This is a genomic window from Paracoccus sulfuroxidans (genome assembly GCF_007830335.1).
Lineage (GTDB): Bacteria > Pseudomonadota > Alphaproteobacteria > Rhodobacterales > Rhodobacteraceae > Paracoccus > Paracoccus sulfuroxidans.
The window spans coordinates 1-19863 of the sequence record NZ_VLKU01000002.1; the positions used below are offsets into that span (position 1 = coordinate 1).

Here is a 19863-nt window from a genome sequence, read left to right on the forward strand (position 1 = left end):
TGAACCGCGCCGGGTTTACCGGAGGCTTCAACTCCTGAGTAGGATGGAGCATCATGAGCAAGACAACGAACAAGCTTTCCCCCGAAGTGCGCGAACGTGCGGTGCGCTTGGTCCTCGACAATGAGGGTCAGCATGGATCGCGCTGGCAGGCAGCCATGTCGATCGCGGCGAAGATTGGCGATGCGCCCCAGACCCTGAACGATTGGGTCAAGAAGGCCGAGGTCGATAGCGGCAAGCGGCCGGGAGTTTCGAGTGAGATGTCGGATCGCATGAAGGCCCTGGAATGTGAGAACCGGGAACTGCGCCAAGTCGAGCCATGGGAACGCCACTGGTCCGAGAGACCATGGCGAGGGAGATCCTGCGCAAGGCGAGCGCATATTTTGCGCTGGCGGAGCTCGACCGCCGGTCGAAGTGATGGTGTCGTTCATCGACGCGCACCGGGGAATGCATGGGGTCGAGCCGATCTGTAGCGTGCTGCCGATCGCCCCTTCCACCTACTACAGCCACTTGGCGAAGCGGGCCGATCCGGCGCGGCAGTCTGATTGGGCCCGCCGTGATGATGCGCTACGCCCCGAGATCCTGCGGGTTTTTGAAGAGAACTATCGGGTCTATGGCGTGCGCAAGGTCTGGCGGCGTTCGGGCCATGCCCTCGGCCCCATGGCGGGTAGGCCCTCACCGCCGCGAAGGCTTCGATGTCGCGCGTTGCTCGGTCGGGAGGTTGATGAAGGGGCTGGGGATCCAAGGCATTATCCGGGGTAAGCCGCACCGGACAACGATCCCGGACAGATCGGCAGCACGTCCGCTGGACAAGGTGAACCGCCAGTTCCGCGTGCCTGCGCCGAACATGCTCTGGGGTCGTCCAGCGTGGCGCCATCGGTCCGAGCCCGATGGACGACGACTTCACTTACGTCGCTACCTGGAAGGGCTTTGCTTATGTGGCCTTTGTCATCGACGCCTATGCCCGCAAGATCGTCGGCTGGCGCGTCAGCGCCTCGGCGCATGCAGGCTTCGTTCTCGATGCCCTCGAGCAGGCCGTGCATGACCGGCGGCCCGCCAAGGGTATGGGGCTGGTTCACCACTCGGACCGCGGATCGCAATATTTGAGCATTCGCTACAGCGAGCGGCTGGTCGAAGCGGAAATAGAGCCATCGGTCGGCAGTGTCGGCGACAGCTACGACAATGCGCTGGCCGAGACGATCAACGGGCTATTCAAGGCCGAGGTCATCCATCGTCTCGGGCCTTGGCGCAGTTTCGAGGCGGTGGAATATGCCACACTCGAATGGGTGGACTGGTTCAACAACCGCCGCCTGCTGGAGCCGGTAGGAAACATCCCGCCCGCCGAGGCAGAGGCCAACTTCTACGCTGCACTGGAAACTGAAGCCATGGCCGCGTAACTAACCCTAATCACCCTCCGGCAAACCCGGCACGGTTCAGTTTTCCGCCCTACATGGGTCGTAAAGCAGAGGGATCGTTGCATCGCGCTCGAATGACCGCTTTCCCGGGTTTGCTGCAGGTGCCACGCCGCGCTGCCGTCAGTCGGTTCCCCGCCCTTTTTACTTTCCACGCCAATTCACCCAATGGGCATGCCATTTGGGTTCTCTGCGCGTCACACAGTCTTCTCAGCTTCGCTCACCGCGATCTTTGCCATCGCGACTGCAGCTTCACGGCTCGCAGCCGCCGCAATAAAACGACCGTTGTGGCAGAAGAGAGCACCCAGGACGCCTGACGCTTCTTCCAGCGCCTCCCCGGACAGCCCTGCCCATGAGGCCGGCAAATCGGCGCGCTGTTCGAATCCGTCCTCGGATTTGCGAATACCCCCGATGGTCCAGTCCTTGCCGCGCGGGGTGATGACGAACCAGAGATGGTCGGTGCCTGCTTTCACCACCGTCGGTCGGAAGGGCATGCCCATGGGCAGCTCCAGGATGCGGCTGTCACCGGCCTTCTCGATGGCCTCCATGACGATACCCTCCGCGCGCAGCTTTGCCGCACTGCGGGCGACACGGGCTTCGACGAAGGCGCGGGCGATGCTGACGGCGGTGTGGAAGGCGATTTCCTCTGCCTCGGGATCGGCGTTGTCGAAGACGGGCTTCAGGGTCTCGATCAGGCTGGGCAGGATCATGCCCGACAGCAGCGGCCCGGCACTGCCGGAGCTGAGGGCGCCGTTGTCGACCAGATCGATCGACAGCACAAAGCTCGCATCGAACGAGGTGTGGACACTGTCGATATGATCCGCCGGAACGCCCGAGGCCGCCAGATAATCGCGGCCGAAATGACGCCAGATCAGGCCGAAGGAACTGTACGGCTGTCCGTCCTCACGCAGGGGCGCGCCGCGTTGATGATGGTCGAAGACCCCGGCCTCGGCATCATAGGCGCCGCCGACATCGTAGATGATGCGATCCGCGCCCGGCGTGATCCATTCTGGCGCGCGGCTGCGGATCAGCTTCGCATCCGGGAACAGCCGGGTCAGGATGACGCTCGAGAACACCTCATCTGCATGGAAGCCACCGGAGTGCGTGACCAGATATGCGGGAAACATGGCGACAGATCCTTGATGATGAAGCCGCAGCACGGCCCGGAAAAGTAAAATGCCGGAACCGCATCGCGATCCCAGCAAATTCAAACAGTTGCGAAAACCATGCCCCGGACTCGGACAAAACCACCCCGATCAGGGACTAACTTTCGCCCGATTTACAAGCTCAATGCGTCCAGGGCGCGCGGCGGTCGGTGGCGAAGTTTTCGCCGTAGCCGCGGGGACGCACATTCGCGGCGCGGGGCTGAGGCTCGGTCACCTCATAGTCCAGACCCTTTTCGCGCGCGTAATCCTCGGCCTGCTTGCGGGTCTCGAACCGCAGGCGCACCTGGCTTTGCGTGTCGTCGCTGCTGGTCCAGCCCATCAGCGGGTCAATCTCGCGCGCGTCTGCGGCGGGATAGACCAGCACCCACTCGCGGGTGCGGCTGATGCCCGACTGCATCGCATTGCGGGCAGGTTGGAAGATGCGGACGCGCATGGCGAAAACCTCTAGCTTGCTTGGCCGACTTATCCCCCAAGCGGGGCAGCGAATCAAGCCCGGATCGGGGAGATGGTGGACGGGCCGAAGGGCTTGGCATCCGTGCCGCGAGACCACACAGCACAGAACAGCAACTGCCCCCTCGCGCGATGAAAAGCCGATCGCCCGCCAGTGAACCCTTGCATCACCGCCAGAAAAGCCCAGATTGGGTCCGAGAACAAAGGTGAAACGATGGGTCACAACAACACCAACGCGCCGATCACCCGTTTTGACGAAGTCACCCGCCCCAAGCTTGAGGGCGGGCGACGCTTCGTCATGCAGTCCGAGTTCCAGCCCGCAGGCGACCAGCCCACGGCGATTGCCGAACTGTCGCAGGGCGTCAACGAGGGGGAACGGGATCAGGTTCTGCTGGGCGCGACCGGCACCGGTAAGACCTATACGATGGCCAAGGTGATCGAGCAGACCCAGCGGCCCGCCATCATCCTTGCGCCGAACAAAACCCTCGCCGCGCAATTATACGGGGAATTCAAAGGCTTCTTCCCCGATAATGCGGTGGAATATTTCGTCAGCTATTACGACTACTACCAGCCCGAGGCCTATGTCGCCCGCAGCGACACCTATATCGAGAAGGAATCGCAGATCAACGAGGCCATCGACCGCATGCGCCACTCGGCCACGCGGGCGTTGCTGGAGCGTGATGATGTGATCATCGTGGCCTCGGTCAGCTGCATCTACGGCATCGGCTCGGTCGAGACCTATTCGGCCATGACCCAGGACATGATCGTGGGGCAGATGTACGACCAGCGCGAGTTTCTCGCCGAGCTTGTGGCGCAGCAGTACCGGCGCCTCGACGCCGCCTTCCAGCGCGGCGGGTTCCGCGTCCGGGGCGATCTGGTCGAAGTCTGGCCCGCCCACCTTGAGGATCGCGCCTGGCGCTTCAGCTTCTTCGGGAATGAGCTTGAAACGATTACGGAATTCGACCCGCTGACCGGGCAGAAGACGGATGATTTCAAGCAGATCCGCATCTACGCCAACAGCCACTACGTCACGCCGCGCCCGACCCTGCAGCAGGCCACAAAGGGCATCCGGGCCGAACTTCTGGGGCGCCTCAAGCAGCTGACCGATGAGGGCAAGCTTCTGGAAGCCCAGCGGCTGGAGCAGCGCACGAATTTCGATCTGGAAATGCTTGAAGCGACTGGAGTTTGCAACGGCATCGAAAACTACTCGCGCTATCTGACGGGGCGCGCACCGGGTGAGCCTCCGCCCACACTTTTCGAGTTTATCCCGGATAACGCCATTGTTTTTGCGGATGAATCCCATGTCTCAGTGCCGCAGATCGGCGGCATGTATCGCGGCGACTTCCGGCGCAAGTTCACTCTGGCCGAGCATGGCTTCCGCCTGCCGTCCTGCATGGACAACCGCCCCCTGAAGTTCGAGGAATGGGACGCGATGCGCCCGCAATCGGTCTTTGTCAGCGCCACTCCCGCGCAATGGGAAATGGACCAGACCGGCGGCGTCTTCACCGAGCAGGTGATCCGCCCCACCGGCCTGATCGACCCCGAGATCGAGATCCGCCCGGTTGAAATGCAGGTCGACGACCTACTGGACGAGGTGCGCAAGGTCAGCGCCGCGGGCTATCGCACGCTGGTCACCACGCTGACCAAGCGGATGGCCGAGGATCTGACCGAATACCTGCACGAACAGGGTATCCGCGTGCGCTATATGCACAGCGACATCGACACGCTGGAGCGGATCGAGATTCTGCGCGACCTGCGTCTGGGGGCGTTCGACGTGCTGATAGGCATCAACTTGTTGCGCGAAGGTCTTGATATTCCTGAATGTGGCCTGGTCGCCATTCTGGATGCTGACAAGGAAGGCTTCCTGCGGTCCGAGACCTCGCTGATCCAGACCATCGGGCGCGCGGCCCGCAACGCCGATGGCCGCGTCATCATGTATGCCGACAAGATCACCGGCAGCATGGAACGCGCCATGGCCGAGACCGAGCGTCGGCGACAGAAGCAGGTCGCCTATAACGAAGAGCATGGCATCACCCCTCAGACCGTGCGCAAGAACGTCGATGACGTGCTGGCGGGCCTTTGGCAGGGCGATACGGATCAGTCGCGGATCACCACCAAGGTCGACAAGGCGATGGTGGGCGCGAACCTGGCCGCGCATCTGGACGCGCTGCGCACGCAGATGCGCAAGGCGGCCGAGAACCTGGAATTCGAAGAGGCCGCGCGCCTGCGCGATGAGGTCAAGCGGCTCGAGGCCGTCGAACTGGCCGTCGCCGACGACCCGCTGGCCCGGCAATCGGCAATCGAGGAAGCGGCCGAGGCAGCCGTGCGCAGCTCGGGCCGCTCAAGCGCGGGCCGCGCGGGTCAGCGGGGCGGCAACACGCGCTCTCGCCGGAAAAAATAGGCCGAAACGAAAAAGGGCGGGAATGATCCCGCCCCGATTGCCTGTTGTCGCGTTCGATCAGCCGCAGCTGACCGCAATCAGCTTGCCCGAACGGTCATATTCAAAGTTCACCCGCATCGGGTTCAGGTCCATCGTGACCGGATCGCCGGTGCGATAGCTGCGATGGACCGTACCGGCCGGAACGCTGATCTGCGGCGATTTCTGCCCGATCAGCGAGGTGTAATTCGCCGAGCCGCAAGCGTCGGCGACCGGCGTCACCTCGGTGTCGACAACAACGGGAATGCCATCATTTTCACAGGCCGCCAGCAAAAGAGGCGCGGCAAGGATGGCGGCAGTCATGGCTAGTTTCATGGTCGGATCCTCTCTGACAATCCTCAACTGTCACAGCAACGCGCCGCAAGGCATTTTGTTTCCGAAGTTTTTGCGGTCTTGCTCGTCAGGGGTAACGATCCGGCTAAATCGCGCCCAGCACCTCATCGGTCAGGGCGTCGAACTCGGCCCGCGCCACGCTGTTGCGCCCCGGTTCGGCGGCGCCAAGGCCCTGCCCCAGCGTCTCGGCATAGGCGACGCGGTTCGCGATCTGCGACTTCGCGACATCGGCCCCCAGCTCGCCCGCCTTTTCGGCCACTTCCAGCGCCAGCCGTGTGTTGGGCCGGGTCCGGTTCAGCACGATCAGCGTGTCGCATTTCTCGCGTCGGGCCAGATCCAGCACGCCCTCGGTCGCCCAAAGATCGACATGGCTGGTCGCCACCGGCACCAGCACCAGATTGGCCACCCGCAGCGCCGGGCGCAGGTCGCTGTCGATCTTGGGCGGCGTGTCGATGATGACGAAATCGAAGCGCTTCTTCAGCTTGTCGGATTCGTAGCTGGCCCCCCAGGCCGATGAGGTCGAGAACTCCAGCGCCTCATCCTCGCCCACGCGGTCCAGCCGCTCCAGGAACCAGCGCCCCATGCTGCCCTGCGGATCGGTGTCCAGCAGCGCCACGCTATAGCCCCGCCCGCGCAGCGACACCGCAAGGTTCACCGCCAGCGTCGTCTTGCCCGATCCGCCCTTTTGCTGGGCAACCGTAATGATCCGTCCCGCCATCTTGCCCCCATCACCCCGATTTGGGCCAGACTAGGGCGATGCGGGCGCCAATGCACGGCTTTTTCGCAGATGCAGCATCAGTCCTGATAAACGCCCGCAACTTCGTACATGACCGGCTCGAAGCTGCGGCACATCGCGTGGATGGCGCGGTTTCGGTCGCGCATCTCGGGGCTGCGCAGCATCGCTTGATAGTCGCCCCGCTCGCGCCACTGGGAATAGGTAGCGATGCGGGTCTGGGCGTCGTTCAGGTGGATCGCAGCCGAGATGAAACCGTCGCGGCGGCGGATGACCTGCTGATAGGCGTCGGTCAAGGCGTCAAGCACATCATGGGCCGTGCCGGGCGTCACGTCGAAGGTGCAGATGACGGTCTGTCCGGAAAATCCGCTGTCGATGCTGGTCATGGCTGGTTACCCTCCCTGGCTGTCATGCGGCCAGCTTACGCGAATTTCGTCCTTGGTTGCAGCCCTTTCGCAATAGGCGCATGGTCGCGGCGATTCTGTAACAGGAGCCTCAGCATGATCCCGGTTTTCGACGGCCATAACGATTTTCTGCAGCGCATGGTCGCGGCAGGTGACAAGCGTGACGCGCTTTGGCTTCAGGGCGACGGAACGGGGCATCTGGATCTGCCGCGCGCGCGTCAGGCCGGGTTCGCGGGCGGGTTCTTTGCCATCTGGACGCCCTCGCCCGCCGGGCCCGAGGATGCCATGGCGCAGATCATGAAGCAGAACCCGCCCTTCGCCCTGCCCCTGCCCGCCGAGGTCGCGATTGACGCGGCCCTGCCCCATGCCTTCGCCCAGGCCGGGCAGCTTCTGGCGATGGAGCGGACGGGCACGCTGAAGGTCTGCCACAGCGCCGCCGAGATCCGGCAGGCCATGGCCGACGGCCAGATCGCCGCGATCATGCATATTGAGGGCGCCGAGCCGATTGCCGATCTGGATGCGCTGCATGTCTGGCACGCGATGGGGCTGCGCTCGCTGGGGCCGGTCTGGTCGCGCCCAACGCGCTATGGCCATGGCGTGCCCTTCGCCTTCCCCGCCACGCCCGATACCGGCGACGGCCTGACCGAGGCGGGCAAGTCGCTGGTGCGCGAATGCAACCAGCTGCGCATCATGCTGGACCTGTCGCATCTGAACGAAAAGGGCTTTGACGACATCGCCCGGCTTTCGGATGCGCCGCTGGTTGCCAGCCATTCGGGCGTCCATGCCATCTCGGCCAGCACGCGCAACCTGACCGACCGGCAGCTGTCGGTGATCTCCGAAAGCCGGGGTCTGGTGGGGCTGAACTATGCCATCGGCTTCCTGCATCCCGAAGGCCGCCGCGACAGCCTGCCGGGGTATGAGGTGATCCTGCGTCACCTCGACCACCTGCTGAGCTTCCTCGGCGAGGATGGCGTGGCGCTTGGCTCGGACTTCGACGGAGCCGAGATGCCGGACGATCTGCAGACCGTGCTAGATGAGCCGCGCCTGGTGCAGGCGATGCTGGATCATGGCTATGGGCAGGAACTGACCGAGAAGATCGCCTTCCGCAACTGGGTCAATCTGCTGGAACGCACCTGGGGCGCCTGACACCCCGGGCCGGACGGGCTATTGCAGCCCGTCCACCACCGATTGCCGATAGACCCTGATCGCAGGAACCAGCGCCAGAACGAAGCCGCAGGCCAGAAGAATGGCCGCCATGGCGATCTCGGACCAGCCAAGGGTCGCGTGCATGGCAACGCCGGTCTGCTGGGCGATCAGCCCCGAGGCGAGGGCCGACCCGGCCCAGCCCAGCGGCAGACCCAAAGCCGCACCCCCCAGCAGCATCACCGCCACGTAAAGCCAGACCGTCAGGAAGACGTAGGCGGCAGGCGCACCCAAAGCGCGCAGCACGGCAAAGCTTTTGCGCTGCAGATCCAGCACCGCGAGGATGCCCGCAAGGATCGCCGCGACCACCAGCACTTGCGCGGCTAGCGTCAGCGCCGCCATCACCCGCGCGGCATTGCCCATCAGCGCGTAAAGCTCGACCAGCGTTTCGGCGGGAAAGAAGGCCGTGGACTCGGCGCTACGATAGCGCGCGCGCAAGCCATAGGCTGCCGCCACGCTCTCGGGTTTGACGACGATGGCCGGAAGGCCGGGCATGAGGGCCGCGTCCCATGGCGGGCCGACGCGCGCCTCCTCGGAGGCATGGCCGGTGCCCATGCCATGCGCGAACCAGATGTATTCAACGGGCACGACGACCGCGCGATCCCAGGGCGTGCCGGTGGGTTTCATCCGCCCCACCACGGTCACATCGCCATGGGCATTCGGATCGTCGTGTTCGTGATCGTGGTCCTCATGCGCATCATGTGCATCGAAACTGTCGGCGTCGAGGCCGCCCGCGACGTCATCGGCGTGGCCATGCCGGATGGTCAGAACCTCGCCAAGGGGCACATCGACCAAAGCGCCGACCACGGCCTGATCCATGCCGGTGAAAGCGCCCCCCTCGGCCAGCCCGGCGCTGAGGTGGGTGACGAAATCGGCCGTGGTGCCGACCACCGGCGAGTCACGCCAGCTGTCGCCAAAGGCGATGGGGGCGGCGAATTCGGCATCCGGATCGGTCAGCACGCGATGCGCGACCGGCCCCGGCAGCAGCTCGACCGCCGTGGGCCGCAGATAGACCGCCGAGAACAGCAGATCCGTCTGGCTGCCCGGCGCCGCGACCAGCAGGTCGAAGCGATCCGCCGCGCGGGCCGAGCCCTGACGCAAGGCGCGCTCCTGCGCGCTGATCGCGATGCCGAGCGCCACGGCAAGGGCCACGACCGCCACGAACAGCGCGGCAGTGAAGGGATTGCGCCGCAGCATGGCGCGCACCATGGGCAAGGGGTTCATGCCGGTTCCACCCTTCTGCCGCGCGACAGGCGCAGACCCAGATCGGCGATCTCGATGACGGTCGGGTCGTGGCTCGCGATGATGACCGTCCGACCCTCGCGATGCGCCAGATCGCGCAGCGCCTGCGCCACCACCTGCCCCGATGCGGCATCAAGGCTGGCGGTCGGCTCATCGGCGAAGATGACGCGCGGATCGCCCAGCAACGCGCGGGCCAGCGCGACCCGCTGCTGCTCGCCCCGCGACAGCAGCGCCGCGCGGCGGCGCGCAGGCACGCCAAAGCGCGTCAGCAGCATCTGGGCGCGTGTCCGCAAGGCTCGGGTCGAAAAGGCCGAGAAGCCCGCCGGGATCAGCACATTCTCCAAGGGCGAAAGTTGCGGGATCAGGTGGAAATCCTGAAAGACGAAGCCCGCGTTCTGCCGCCGCCACTGGTCGCGCGCGCCTTCGCGCAAGATAGCAAGGTCGGTGCCATCCCAGCTGACCCTGCCGCCCACCGGCACCAGCAACCCCGAGAGCAGATAAAGCAGCGTCGTCTTGCCCGAGCCCGAGGGCCCGGTCAGCACCACCACCTGCCCCGGCGTCAGATCCAGACTGTCCAGCGTGACCAGCGGCTCATCCTGCGCAAATCCATAATACAGATCGCGCAATTCCAGCCGGGCGCCCTGCCCCGACATCAAAGCTTCTCATAGCGCGTGTCGCGCAGGCGGACGAAGCTGACAAAGCCGGTGTCGGGGTCGGTCTCGAACCCGGTCTCGAAGGTGCCGGTCGCGCGGATGAGGTCGGTATAGCGCACCGGGCGCACCGGATGATCGGTCAGCGCCAGCACGATGTCATCGGGCCATTGCGCCTCGGTCTCGCAGAAGGGGCAGGTCGACATCGGCAGCTTGGTCAGCACGAAGAAGTCGATCTCGGGCTTCAGCGGCGGGGCCATATAGCCGACCATGGTGACCTCTCGCCCGGCCAGCCCCTCGGCCCGAGGCGTCAGTGTGCGGCCGCGTGAATAGAGGTCGCGGAACTTCAGCACCTCGGGCGCGGCAAGGGCCGGGCGCGCGAAGGGCAAAAGCACAGCGGCAGCGATCAGCGAGCGGCGGTTCATCTTCAGACCTTTCGGATGGGAACGGGCCGCCAGAGACCTCTGGCGACCCGCATCGGTCAGTGTCGGATCACTTCGCGGCCAAAGCGGCGCGGTTCGCCATATCGGTCGCGTGCTCCATCACGTGATAGACAAGGTTCTGCTCGACCACGCCGTGGAACAGATGCGCCCAGGGGCCCTGCGCGAAGATGACCACATCATCGCCCGCATGGGTTTCGCTTTCGCCCAGCGGCACCAGCGCCTGCTGCAGGAAGTCGACATCGGTAGTGTCGACATTGGTCAGATCGGCGCGCGGCTCGTCCAGCTTGGCGCCGGGGCCGTTCTGGTAGCCCAGCGTGGTGTAGGGCTTCTGGTCGTCGCCCATGCCCGCGATCCCCAGGATCGGGTTGTTGCGCTTGGGATAGCCCGCGATCGAGAAGACGTGGCTGTGGTCGGCGGTCAGGATGATCAGGGTCTCGTTCGGGTCTACCTTGTCATAGACGGCCTTCACCGCATCGGCGACGGCCACGGTGTCGATCAGCGCGCGGGCGGCGTTGCCTGCGTGATGGGCGTGATCGACGCGACCGCCTTCGACCATCAGCACGAAGCCGTCGTCGTTCTTCGACAGCACATCGACCGCCTTCACCGCCATCTCGGCCAGCGAGGGCTCGCCGCCTGCGTCTTTCTCGCGGTCGGCGTCATATTGCATATGGCTGCGGTTGAAGAGGCCGAAGATGCGGTCAGTCGCCGCAGGGTCGATGGCGTCGAAGCCTTCCTTGTTCCAGACATAGACGCCGTCATTGTGCTTCTGCTGCCATTCGGCGACCAGATCACGGCCATCCTTGCGGGCACCCTTGGCGGTCTCATCCTCAGGGTCGGCCTGGCTTTCCAGCATGAAGTTGCCGCGACCGCCGCCCATGACGACCTCGAACCCGTTGCCTGCGGGCCAGTCGACCAGCTGCGCGGCAATGTCCTTGCAGCCGTTCTGCACGGCCTCTTCGGGCAGGTCCTTGTCGGCTTCCCAGTCGCGACCGGCCACCTTGGCATAGGTCGCGGCGGGCGTCGCATGGGTGATCCGCGCGGTCGAGATGATGCCGGTCGAAAGCCCGGCCTCTTCGGCCAGCTCAAACAGCGTGGTGACTTCCGCGCCCTTCTGGCTGGCGCAGACATCGGCCTGAATGGCCTGCGTCACGCCAATGGTGCCGTTGACCGACTTCACGCCCGAGACGATGGCCGTCGCGGTCGGGGCCGAGTCCGCCACCTGGGAATCGTGGGTGTAGGTCTTCGAGAGCGCGGTATAGGGCAGCAGTTCCTCGAACGAGAGCACGTTTGATTCCCCGTCAACGCCACGGCTCTGGCCCTCATAGATGCGCGAGGCGGTGATCGTCGGGACCGAGAGGCCGTCGACGACGAACAGCACGACATTCTTGGCGCGGCCGACGTTTTGCTGGCTGGCGATCTTCTTCGCCAGCTCGGCCTGCGCGGCGGTGTAATAGGAATCGTCATGCTGCAGGACATTGTCCTGTGCAGAGGCGGCGGTCGTCAGGGCCAGAACCGACGCACCCAGCGCCAGCAAACGGAATGAACTTGTCATCGGGTCCTCGGATTGAAAATCTCTCGCCAGCGCGGGGCTGACAGGGTTGCGTTAACCAGTCCGCATGACAGTCGGCTTTCACTTCTGTAAAAATCCGGTGTCATTGCGGGCAGAGCGGGGAAAAAGGGGCGCCCCTGAAGGCGCCACCGGTTGCAGCGGCCTATTTCGCCGCCAGCAGTTCCGACACATCCAGCAGCAGGAATTCGTTATTCGCCGCCTTGCCGATCTCTCGCCCGCCCGAGAACGGCAGGTTGTTGTCATTGGCGACCATGATGTGGGTGTCATCCACGCGGGCCACATCCTCGATGGTGAAGAAGGGGAAGGTGAAATTCCCGGCCTCGGGCTTCATACCCTCCAGCGCCTTGCCGTCAGGATCGGCGATGTCCAGCAGGTTGATATGGCCGATGCGGCGGATATAGCCCTCGGCGTCGATGCTGGCGGTGTCGACCAGAACGATGTTCTTGACGCGCGCGGGCATCGGATAGCAGGCCGAAAGATCCGTCGCGCCATCGGCGCAGGCCTTGGCGGCATCGCCTTCGCCATTGTCACGCTCGATCACCAGAGCCCGGGTTTCGTCGATGAAGTTGAAATCGCCGATCGCCTTCGCGCCCTCGGCCAGCTTGAAGCGATAGCTGTCGCCGGTCCAGTCGGCCTTGCCGGTGTCGAAGGTCATCACCCGCAGGAAATCGCCCTCAGGCTCGCCAGTCGCGGCCAGCAGCGGCTTTTCCAGCATCGCCCAGAGCAGGTTCGAGCCCGGCTGCAGCGCCATGCCCTCATATCCGCCCGAGCGCTGGACGCGGAAATCGACGCCGGGCTGGGCCGGAACGGTGACGCCGGGCGTATCGGGGCCTTGCAGCGCCTCACCCTCCAGCATGGTCTGGTGGACCGAGATCACCTTGCCGTCCGCCGTGGCGCGAATGATGTAGGGGCCGAACTCATCGCCGATCCAGACCTCGCCATTCAGGAACTGCAGGCTTTCGGGGTCGAAATCGGCGCCGGTCAGATAGCGGCTGTCCGTGCCCTCATAGGCGATGCGGAAGGGCAGCTTGTGGTCGGGGTCGCGCAGGAAGATCGTCTCGGCGCGGGTGACCTCGCCCGTCTGAAAATCCGGCTGCATGCGGTGGAAGGTCAGCAGCGCATCGGGGCTGTTGATCTTCGAGCCGAAGCCGTTGTCGGTCAGCACATACCAGCTGCCATCCTCGGCCCGGTTCATCGCAAAGCCAGACATTCCTTGAACCGGCTGGCCATGGAACGGCAGCGAAAGACCGGTCTTGTGCCCGCCATAGGTCGCGCCGACATCGCCCTCGACGCTTTCGGGGGTCTCGTTGCGCGTCTTGCCGGTGAACTTGCCCGACACCGCGGCATCCTTCGGGGCGTCAGCGGGCGCATCGACAAAGCTTGCGGCGGGAAGGAAGGCATGGCCAGCCAGCTTGGCGGGGAAGACGTCCTCGGCCAGCGCGGGCGCTGCCAGCAGCGCAAGGGACGAGGTCATCAGGGTGAAAAGGCGCATCGGTCGCTCCGTCAGTCAGTGAATGAGGCGGAGCTAGACCCGGGAGGTCACAGTGATGCGGCAGTCGGATTACATTCCGATGAAGATGGGGCAAGCCCTTGCGCCATCAACGAAAAAGGGGCGGCCACGCCACCCCTTCCCCGAAATCTGCTGTGCCCGGCGATCAGGCGTTGAAGAGGAAATGCAGGACATCCCCGTCCTTGACCTCATAGGTCTTGCCTTCGACGCGGAACTTGCCCGCCTCACGCGCACCCGCCTCGCCATTGCCCGAGACATAGTCGTCATAGGCAATGGTTTCGGCGCGGATGAAGCCGCGTTCGAAATCGCCATGGATGACGCCTGCCGCCTGTGGGGCCAGCGTGCCGCTGGTGATCGTCCAGGCGCGGGCTTCCTTGGGGCCGACGGTGAAATAGGTCTGCAGGCCCAGCAGCGCATAGGCCGCGCGGATCAGCCGGTCCAGACCGGCCTCATGCAGTCCCATCTCCTCAAGGAACATGGTCGCTTCCTCATCGGGAAGCTGGCTGATCTCTTCCTCGATCCGGGCCGAGATCACCACATGCCCCGCGCCCTGCGCCTTCGCCATTTCCGCCACGCGGTCGGACTGGCTGTTGCCGGTGGCGGCCTTGTCCTCTTCGACGTTGCAGACATAAAGCACGGGCTTCGAGGTCAGAAGCTGCAGCATCCGCCACGACTTCTCGTCCTCTTCGGCAACCTCGACGGTGCGGGCGGGCTTGCCCGATGCCAGCACGGCCTGCGCGGTCTTCAGCAGCTTTTCCTGCGCCAGCGCCTCTTTGTCGCCGCCCTTCACCTTGCGCACAAGGTTCGCAAGCCGCCGCTCGATCGATTCCAGATCGGCGATCATCAGCTCGGTCTCGATGGTCTCGGCATCAGCGACCGGGTCCACGCGCCCCTCGACATGGGTCACATCACCGTCTTCAAAGCAGCGCAGCACATGGGCGATGGCGTCGACCTCGCGGATGTTGGCCAGAAACTGGTTGCCCAGACCCTCACCCTTGGAGGCGCCCTTCACCAGACCGGCGATATCGACGAAGGTGATCCGCGTCGGGATGATCTGCTTGGAGCCCGCAATCGTGGCCAGCCGGTCCAGACGGGCGTCCGGCACGGCAACCTCGCCCACATTGGGCTCGATCGTACAGAAGGGAAAGTTCGCGGCCTGCGCGGCGGCGGTCTTCGTCAGCGCGTTGAACAGCGTCGATTTGCCGACATTCGGCAGGCCGACGATCCCCATACGAAAGCCCATGGTGCAACCTTTTCTTTAGCGTTGCCGTTATCTAGGCGCGGCGCGGGTGCAAGTCCAGCGCGCTGCCGGTTGTTTGCCTGTCGCGCGCCCGAAACGCGCCACAAAGGAGAGCACGATGCAATTCACCCCTTACCTGTCCTTCGCAGGCCAATGCGCCGAGGCGATGCGCTTCTATGGCGAGATCTTTGGCGCGACCCCGCAGATGCAGACCTTTGCCTCGGTCCCGCCGGGCGGGGACATGCCGCCCCTGCCCGCCGAGATGCAGGACTGGATCATGCATGCCGATCTGCGGCTGCCGAATGGTGCCTCGCTGATGGGTGCCGACATGCCGCCCCAGTTCGGAGGAGAGCCGCAGTCCGGCGTCTCGATCGCGCTGACCCTGCCGGCCGAGACCGCCGAGGCCACGTTCGAGCGTCTGGCCTCGGGCGGGACGGTCCGCATGCCCTTCGGTGCGACCTTCTTTTCCGCCGGATTTGGCATGTGCAAGGACCGTTTCGGCACCAGCTGGATGGTCATCACCGCCTGATCGGTCTTGCGTCCCGGCCCTTCGGCAGGTCAGCCGTTGATCTTCCCCCTCGGCACGCGCTAACCCTTGCTGAACCGAGGAAGGGCGACCATGAGCAGAATCGACAAGTGCTTTGCACGGCTGAATGAACAGGGACGCAAGGCGTTCGTCACCTATATGATGGGCGGCGACCCCGACCATGAGACCTCGCTTGAGATCATGCGCGGCCTGCCCGCCGCTGGCGTCGACATCATCGAGCTGGGCATGCCCTTCACCGATCCCATGGCCGATGGCCCGACCATTCAGGCCGCAGGCCAGCGCGCCCTTGCCGCAGGCGGCAGCGTCAGCCGCGTGTTCGAAATGGTCCGCGCCTTCCGCGCCAATGACGACACGACGCCCATCGTGCTGATGGGCTATTACAACCCGATCTATGCCCGTGTGGGCGGCGTCGCGCGCTTCCTTGACGAGGCCGCCGAGGCCGGTGTCGACGGGCTGATCGTCGTCGACCTGCCGCCGGAAGAGGATGCGGAACTGTGCCTGCCCGCGCAGGCCAAGGGCATCAACTTCATTCGCCTGGCGACCCCCACGACCGATGACAAGCGCCTGCCCGCCGTGGCGCGCAACACCTCGGGCTTTGTCTATTACGTCTCGGTCACCGGCACGACCGGCGGTCAGGCCGCAAACGCCGCCGAGGTCGCCCCCGAGGTCGCCCGCATCCGCGCCGCTGCCAACCTGCCGGTGGTGGTGGGCTTCGGCATATCGACCCCCGAAAGCGCGCGCGAGGTTGCCTCGGTCGCCGATGGTTGCGTGGTGGGCAGCGCCATCGTCAAGCAGATCGGCGATGGCCGTTCCGTCGCCGAGGTGCTGGAATTCGTCGCGGGGCTTGCCGCAGGCGCACATTCCGCTGGCAAGGCCTGATCGTCGCCAAAGGCCGGGCAGACGCGACGCCCGTCTGCCCGCGAGGACGCCCGGCTGTGCCGAGGAACAATTCCCTCGGCCGCTCGTTCGATGAAAGCAAACGCGGGGTTTCTCGCAGCGGGCTTTGGTCCGCCGCTATGTCATGTTAGCCGTCAACCGTTCGTAAGGAGTTTGCCGATGACCACGCTTTATTTTCACACCGGTGCCTGTTCGCTGGGCCCGCATATCGTTCTTGAATGGATCGGTGCCCCCTATGAGGCGAAATCGGTCGAATTCGGCACGCCCGAGCTTCTGTCGGTGAACCCGCAGGGCGCCGTTCCGGTGCTGGTCGATGATGACGGCTGGACCCTGACCCAGGCGGGCGCCATCGTCCATTACCTCGCGCGCAAGCACCCCGAGGCCGGTCTGGGTGGCGATCCCTCGCCGCGCGGCCAGGCCGAGGTTGACCGCTGGTCCAGCTTCTTGACGGGCGACCTGCACCCCTCGTTCTTCCCGATCTTCATGCCGCAGCGCTACACCACCAGCGAGGATGACGCCGCGATCAAGGCCACCCGCGCAGCGGGTAAGCTGCTGGTCGAAAAGCGCCTTTCATATCTGGATCAGGAACTTGCTGGCAAATCCTATATTCTGGGTGAGCGTTCGGTGATCGACGCCTATGCCTTCCCGATGATCCGCTGGGCCAGTGCCATGCTGGACAAGGGCATCGCGCCCTATGCCAATGTTCAGGCATGGTTCAACCGCATGCTGGCCGATGAGGGCGTCAAGCGCGTCATGGCCGCAGAAGGGCTGAAGTAAGGCCCTATCATGACCACCGGCATCCACCACGTCACCGCGATCACCCGCCATGTTCAGGCGAATGTTGACTTCTACGTCGGTTTTCTGGGCCTCAGGCTGGTCAAGCGCACGGGCGGCTATGAGGATGCGGAACAGCTGCATCTGTTCTATGGCGACGCCCTTGGCTCGCCCGGCTCGATCGTCACCTTCCTTGTCTGGGAGGATGGCGCGCAGGGCCGGACGGGGCTTGGTCAGGTCTCCGAGATCGCCTTCGCCGTGCCGCCCGACAGCATCGGCGACTGGCTGGTTCGCGCCATGGCCGCGCGCATCCCGGTCGAGGGACCGCTGCGCGAGATGGACGAAACCGTCCTGCGGCTGAAGGACCCCGACGGCATCATCGTCAAGCTGGTGGGCGTCGACATGCCCGCCGCAGCCCCCCTGCCCGATCCCATCGCACCGCGCCGGTTGCGCGGCCTGACCCTGCTGACCGAAAAGCCGCAGGAAACGGCCGAGTTCCTGCAGCGCTTCGGCTATCGCGCCGACCGGACGGTGGGCAATGTGCAGCGCCTCGCCTCGGATACCGATGTGCTGGACGTGCGCGATTCCCGTGGCTTCTTCCCGGGCATTCAGGGAACGGGCGTGCTGGACCATGTGGCCCTGCGCGCCGAGGATGTCGACAGCGTGCGCCGGATGCGATTGAACCTGCGCGATGCGGCGGGCGTGACCAATGTCCACGACCGGCAATACTTCATGTCGCTTTATGTGCGCGACCCCTCCGACATCCTGCTGGAATATGCGACCGACGGCCCCGGCTTCACCGTCGATGAGCCTGCCGAAACGCTGGGCGAAAAGCTCTTCATCCCGCCCTCGGACCTCAAGCGTGCCGAGGATCTGCGCGTTTTGATGCCGCAATTCGCCATGCCGGGGGAAGAGCGGATGCCGATGCGCGATCTGCATTTCACCCACCGCTTCTATCAGCCCGACGCGCCCGACGGCAGCACCATCGTTCTGCTGCACGGCACCGGCGGGAATGAGGCGGATCTGATGCCGCTGGCCCATCGCATCAACCCGAACGCCCAACTTCTGGGGGTCCGGGGTCGCGCGACCGAAGAGGGGATCCTGCGCTGGTTCCGCCGCTATGACGCGGTGACCTTCGACCAGCAGGACATCCGCGCCGAGGCCGAGGCCTTCGCGGCCTTCGTCACCGAGGCCACGCGCGCTTACGGGCTTGATCCGGCGCGCACCAGCTTCCTTGGTTATTCGAACGGCGCGAACCTGCTGGGCGCCCTGATGCAGCTTCATCCGGGCGCGATCCGCAAGGCCATGCTGTTGCGCGGAACGCAGGTTCTGGAGGATGCGCCGGCCGCCGATCTGCAAGGCACGCACGTCCTGCTGGTCAGCGGCAAGACCGACATGTTCGGCCGCAAATCCCCCGAGCTTCAGGCCGCGCTTGAAGGCGACGGGGCAGCGCTCGACGCCCGGGTGATCGCCGCCGGGCATGAGCTTGCCCCCGAGGATGCCGAGATCGCGCGGGACTGGCTTGCGGCCTTGGCCGACTGATTGCCCGTTGAATTCACGAAAGAAAGGCCGCCGGATCGCTCCGGCGGCCTTTTTCATTGTTACAGTGCCTCGCTCAGCCCAGCGGCTTCAGCCCGGCCTCGATCTGCGTGCGCCGGTTTTCCAGGAAGGGCGGCAGCGACAGCCGTTCGCCCAGCGTTTCCAGCGGTTCATCGACGGCGAAACCGGGGCCGTCCGTGGCGATCTCGAACAGGTTGCCACCCGGCTCGCGGAAGTAGAGCGAGCGGAAATAGTAGCGCTCGACCTCGCCCGACGAGGGGATCCGCAGCTCATTGAGCCGCTTGGCCCATTGGTGGATCTGCGGGATGTCCGGCGTGCGGAAGGCGACGTGGTGAACGCCACCCGCGCCCTGCTGCGCCACCCTCAGGCCCGGCTGCACGGCGACATGCAGTTCGGACGCAGGCCCGCCCTCGCCCATCTCAAAGACATGCACGGTGCCTTCGCCATCGGGGCTGGCATATTCGCGCGCCTTGCGCATGTTCATCACATGCACCAGCACCAGCTCGGTCGGCGCAAGATCCGGGACCGAGATGGTGATCGGCCCCAGCCCGCGGATCTGATGCTGCGCGGGGACGGGGCTACGCTCCCACGGGTGGACCTCGCCCTGCGTATTGTCCTCGGTCAGGCGGAAGCGCTGACCCTCGGGGTCTTCGAAATCCAGCGTCGCGCGGCCATCCAGCGTCGCGATCTGGCCCGCAGACAGCCCGCCGTCGCGAAGCCGTCCCGCCCAGAAGTCCAGGCTGTCGCCCGCAACCCGCAGGCCGGTGCGGCTGATCGAATGCGTCCCCCGACGCTCACGCGGGGTCGGCCAGTCGAAGAAGGTCAGGTCGGTGCCGGGACTGGCCAGCCCATCCGCATAGAACAGGTGATATGCCGAGGTGTCGTCCTGGTTGACGGTCTTCTTGACCATCCGCAGGCCCAGCGTGTCGGTATAGAACCGCTTGTTGGCAGGCGCGTCGGCGGTGATGGCCGTCAGGTGGTGAATTCCGGTCAGCTCCATGTTGAGCCTCCTTTCTGTTGTCCTGAATATGCGCCCGAACGGCGTGCCAAGCCACTGGCGGACCCTCGAACGGCGTGTTCGCGTTTTCGGAACGGCGCGGGGGCTTCATTCGGGAAAATAAGAATGAAAACGCTTTCACCCCGCGCCCCGCAGGCAGATTTTCCCGCAGGTCCCACGGCTCTGGAACAGTGCCCCGCAGCCCTTGGCCAAGGCGGAAATCCATTCCCCTGCAAACACTTGCCCGCAACCGCCGCCCGCTTGCAGTGCCTTCGCCCCTGCCCCTAATTCTGGTTCT

18 protein-coding genes, 1 pseudogene and 1 other annotated feature are annotated in these 19863 nt (G+C 64.9%); of the genes and pseudogenes, 7 read left to right on the forward strand and 12 right to left on the reverse strand.

Going from position 1 to position 19863, the window contains the following annotated elements; all coding sequences use genetic code 11:
- The first annotated feature begins 53 nt into the window (after positions 1-53).
- Positions 54-1394 (forward strand): annotated as a pseudogene (locus tag IQ24_RS02505) (IS3 family transposase).
- Positions 373-489: a sequence feature (AL1L pseudoknot), on the forward strand. Its footprint overlaps the pseudogene before it by 117 nt.
- Before the next feature lie 212 nt (positions 1395-1606).
- Here IQ24_RS02505 and IQ24_RS02510 read toward each other — a convergent pair.
- Both IQ24_RS02510 and IQ24_RS02515 read right to left on the reverse strand, forming a co-directional pair.
- Positions 1607-2536 carry an MYG1 family protein gene (locus tag IQ24_RS02510; protein ID WP_145396665.1) on the reverse strand — a complete coding sequence of 310 codons (930 nt, stop codon included), beginning with the start codon at positions 2534-2536 and terminating at the stop codon, positions 1607-1609.
- A 160-nt stretch (positions 2537-2696) separates the two neighbouring features.
- Positions 2697-3008 carry an ETC complex I subunit gene (locus tag IQ24_RS02515; protein WP_145396151.1) on the reverse strand — a complete coding sequence of 104 codons (312 nt, stop codon included), beginning with the start codon at positions 3006-3008 and terminating at the stop codon, positions 2697-2699.
- A 231-nt stretch (positions 3009-3239) separates the two neighbouring features.
- Between IQ24_RS02515 and uvrB the strand changes: the two genes are divergently transcribed.
- Positions 3240-5426 (forward strand): excinuclease ABC subunit UvrB, encoded by a 2187-nt coding sequence (gene uvrB, locus IQ24_RS02520; protein ID WP_145396152.1) that lies wholly within the window; start codon positions 3240-3242, stop codon positions 5424-5426.
- Between the two features lie 57 nt (positions 5427-5483).
- Here uvrB and IQ24_RS02525 read toward each other — a convergent pair whose 3' ends face one another.
- The 3 genes from IQ24_RS02525 to IQ24_RS02535 form a co-directional block, all read right to left on the reverse strand.
- Complete coding sequence (locus IQ24_RS02525; RefSeq protein WP_145396153.1) at positions 5484-5777, reverse strand: I78 family peptidase inhibitor; 294 nt, start codon at positions 5775-5777, stop codon at positions 5484-5486.
- Between the two features lie 103 nt (positions 5778-5880).
- A complete protein-coding gene (gene parA, locus IQ24_RS02530; RefSeq protein ID WP_145396154.1) occupies positions 5881-6513 on the reverse strand; it encodes a ParA family partition ATPase in 633 nt (210 codons plus the stop codon).
- Positions 6514-6590: 77 nt separating this feature from the next.
- Positions 6591-6914 carry an antibiotic biosynthesis monooxygenase family protein gene (locus IQ24_RS02535; RefSeq protein WP_145396155.1) on the reverse strand — a complete coding sequence of 108 codons (324 nt, stop codon included), beginning with the start codon at positions 6912-6914 and terminating at the stop codon, positions 6591-6593.
- A 114-nt stretch (positions 6915-7028) separates the two neighbouring features.
- On the opposite strand from IQ24_RS02535, the gene IQ24_RS02540 reads away from it, so the two are divergent.
- Positions 7029-8078 (forward strand): dipeptidase, encoded by a 1050-nt coding sequence (locus IQ24_RS02540; protein WP_145396156.1) that lies wholly within the window; start codon positions 7029-7031, stop codon positions 8076-8078.
- An 18-nt stretch (positions 8079-8096) separates the two neighbouring features.
- Here the strand turns inward: IQ24_RS02540 and IQ24_RS02545 are convergent, their stop codons facing one another.
- The 6 genes from IQ24_RS02545 to ychF form a co-directional block, all read right to left on the reverse strand.
- A complete protein-coding gene (locus tag IQ24_RS02545; protein ID WP_145396157.1) occupies positions 8097-9359 on the reverse strand; it encodes an ABC transporter permease in 1263 nt (420 codons plus the stop codon).
- Positions 9356-10030, reverse strand: coding sequence for an ABC transporter ATP-binding protein (locus IQ24_RS02550; protein ID WP_145396158.1), 675 nt, complete (start codon positions 10028-10030; stop codon positions 9356-9358). The genes IQ24_RS02545 and IQ24_RS02550 overlap by 4 nt, the downstream gene beginning before the upstream one ends.
- Positions 10030-10452: a hypothetical protein gene (locus tag IQ24_RS02555; protein ID WP_199756465.1), complete on the reverse strand. Its 423-nt coding sequence runs from the start codon at positions 10450-10452 to the stop codon at positions 10030-10032. The genes IQ24_RS02550 and IQ24_RS02555 overlap by 1 nt, the downstream gene beginning before the upstream one ends.
- A 67-nt stretch (positions 10453-10519) precedes the next feature.
- Positions 10520-12022 (reverse strand): alkaline phosphatase, encoded by a 1503-nt coding sequence (locus IQ24_RS02560; RefSeq protein ID WP_145396160.1) that lies wholly within the window; start codon positions 12020-12022, stop codon positions 10520-10522.
- Positions 12023-12182: 160 nt separating this feature from the next.
- Positions 12183-13532 carry an esterase-like activity of phytase family protein gene (locus IQ24_RS02565; protein ID WP_145396161.1) on the reverse strand — a complete coding sequence of 450 codons (1350 nt, stop codon included), beginning with the start codon at positions 13530-13532 and terminating at the stop codon, positions 12183-12185.
- A gap of 163 nt (positions 13533-13695) precedes the next feature.
- A complete protein-coding gene (gene ychF / locus IQ24_RS02570; protein ID WP_145396162.1) occupies positions 13696-14793 on the reverse strand; it encodes a redox-regulated ATPase YchF in 1098 nt (365 codons plus the stop codon).
- 115 nt (positions 14794-14908) lie between these two features.
- On the opposite strand from ychF, the gene IQ24_RS02575 reads away from it, so the two are divergent.
- The 4 genes from IQ24_RS02575 to IQ24_RS02590 all read left to right on the forward strand — a co-directional run bounded on the left by IQ24_RS02575 (position 14909) and on the right by IQ24_RS02590 (position 18550).
- Positions 14909-15319 carry a VOC family protein gene (locus tag IQ24_RS02575; protein WP_145396163.1) on the forward strand — a complete coding sequence of 137 codons (411 nt, stop codon included), beginning with the start codon at positions 14909-14911 and terminating at the stop codon, positions 15317-15319.
- 90 nt (positions 15320-15409) lie between these two features.
- Entirely contained in the window at positions 15410-16216 is an 807-nt protein-coding gene (trpA, locus tag IQ24_RS02580; protein WP_145396164.1) for a tryptophan synthase subunit alpha, read from the forward strand.
- Positions 16217-16393: 177 nt separating this feature from the next.
- On the forward strand, positions 16394-17011 hold the full coding sequence (locus IQ24_RS02585; RefSeq protein WP_145396165.1) for a glutathione S-transferase family protein: 618 nt from the start codon (positions 16394-16396) through the stop codon (positions 17009-17011).
- A 9-nt stretch (positions 17012-17020) separates the two neighbouring features.
- Complete coding sequence (locus tag IQ24_RS02590; protein WP_145396166.1) at positions 17021-18550, forward strand: VOC family protein; 1530 nt, start codon at positions 17021-17023, stop codon at positions 18548-18550.
- Positions 18551-18623: 73 nt separating this feature from the next.
- Here the strand turns inward: IQ24_RS02590 and IQ24_RS02595 are convergent, their stop codons facing one another.
- The gene (locus IQ24_RS02595) at positions 18624-19568 is read right to left on the reverse strand and encodes a ring-cleaving dioxygenase (RefSeq protein WP_145396167.1); all 945 of its coding nucleotides are present in this window, start codon (positions 19566-19568) and stop codon (positions 18624-18626) included.
- Positions 19569-19863 lie beyond the last annotated feature (295 nt).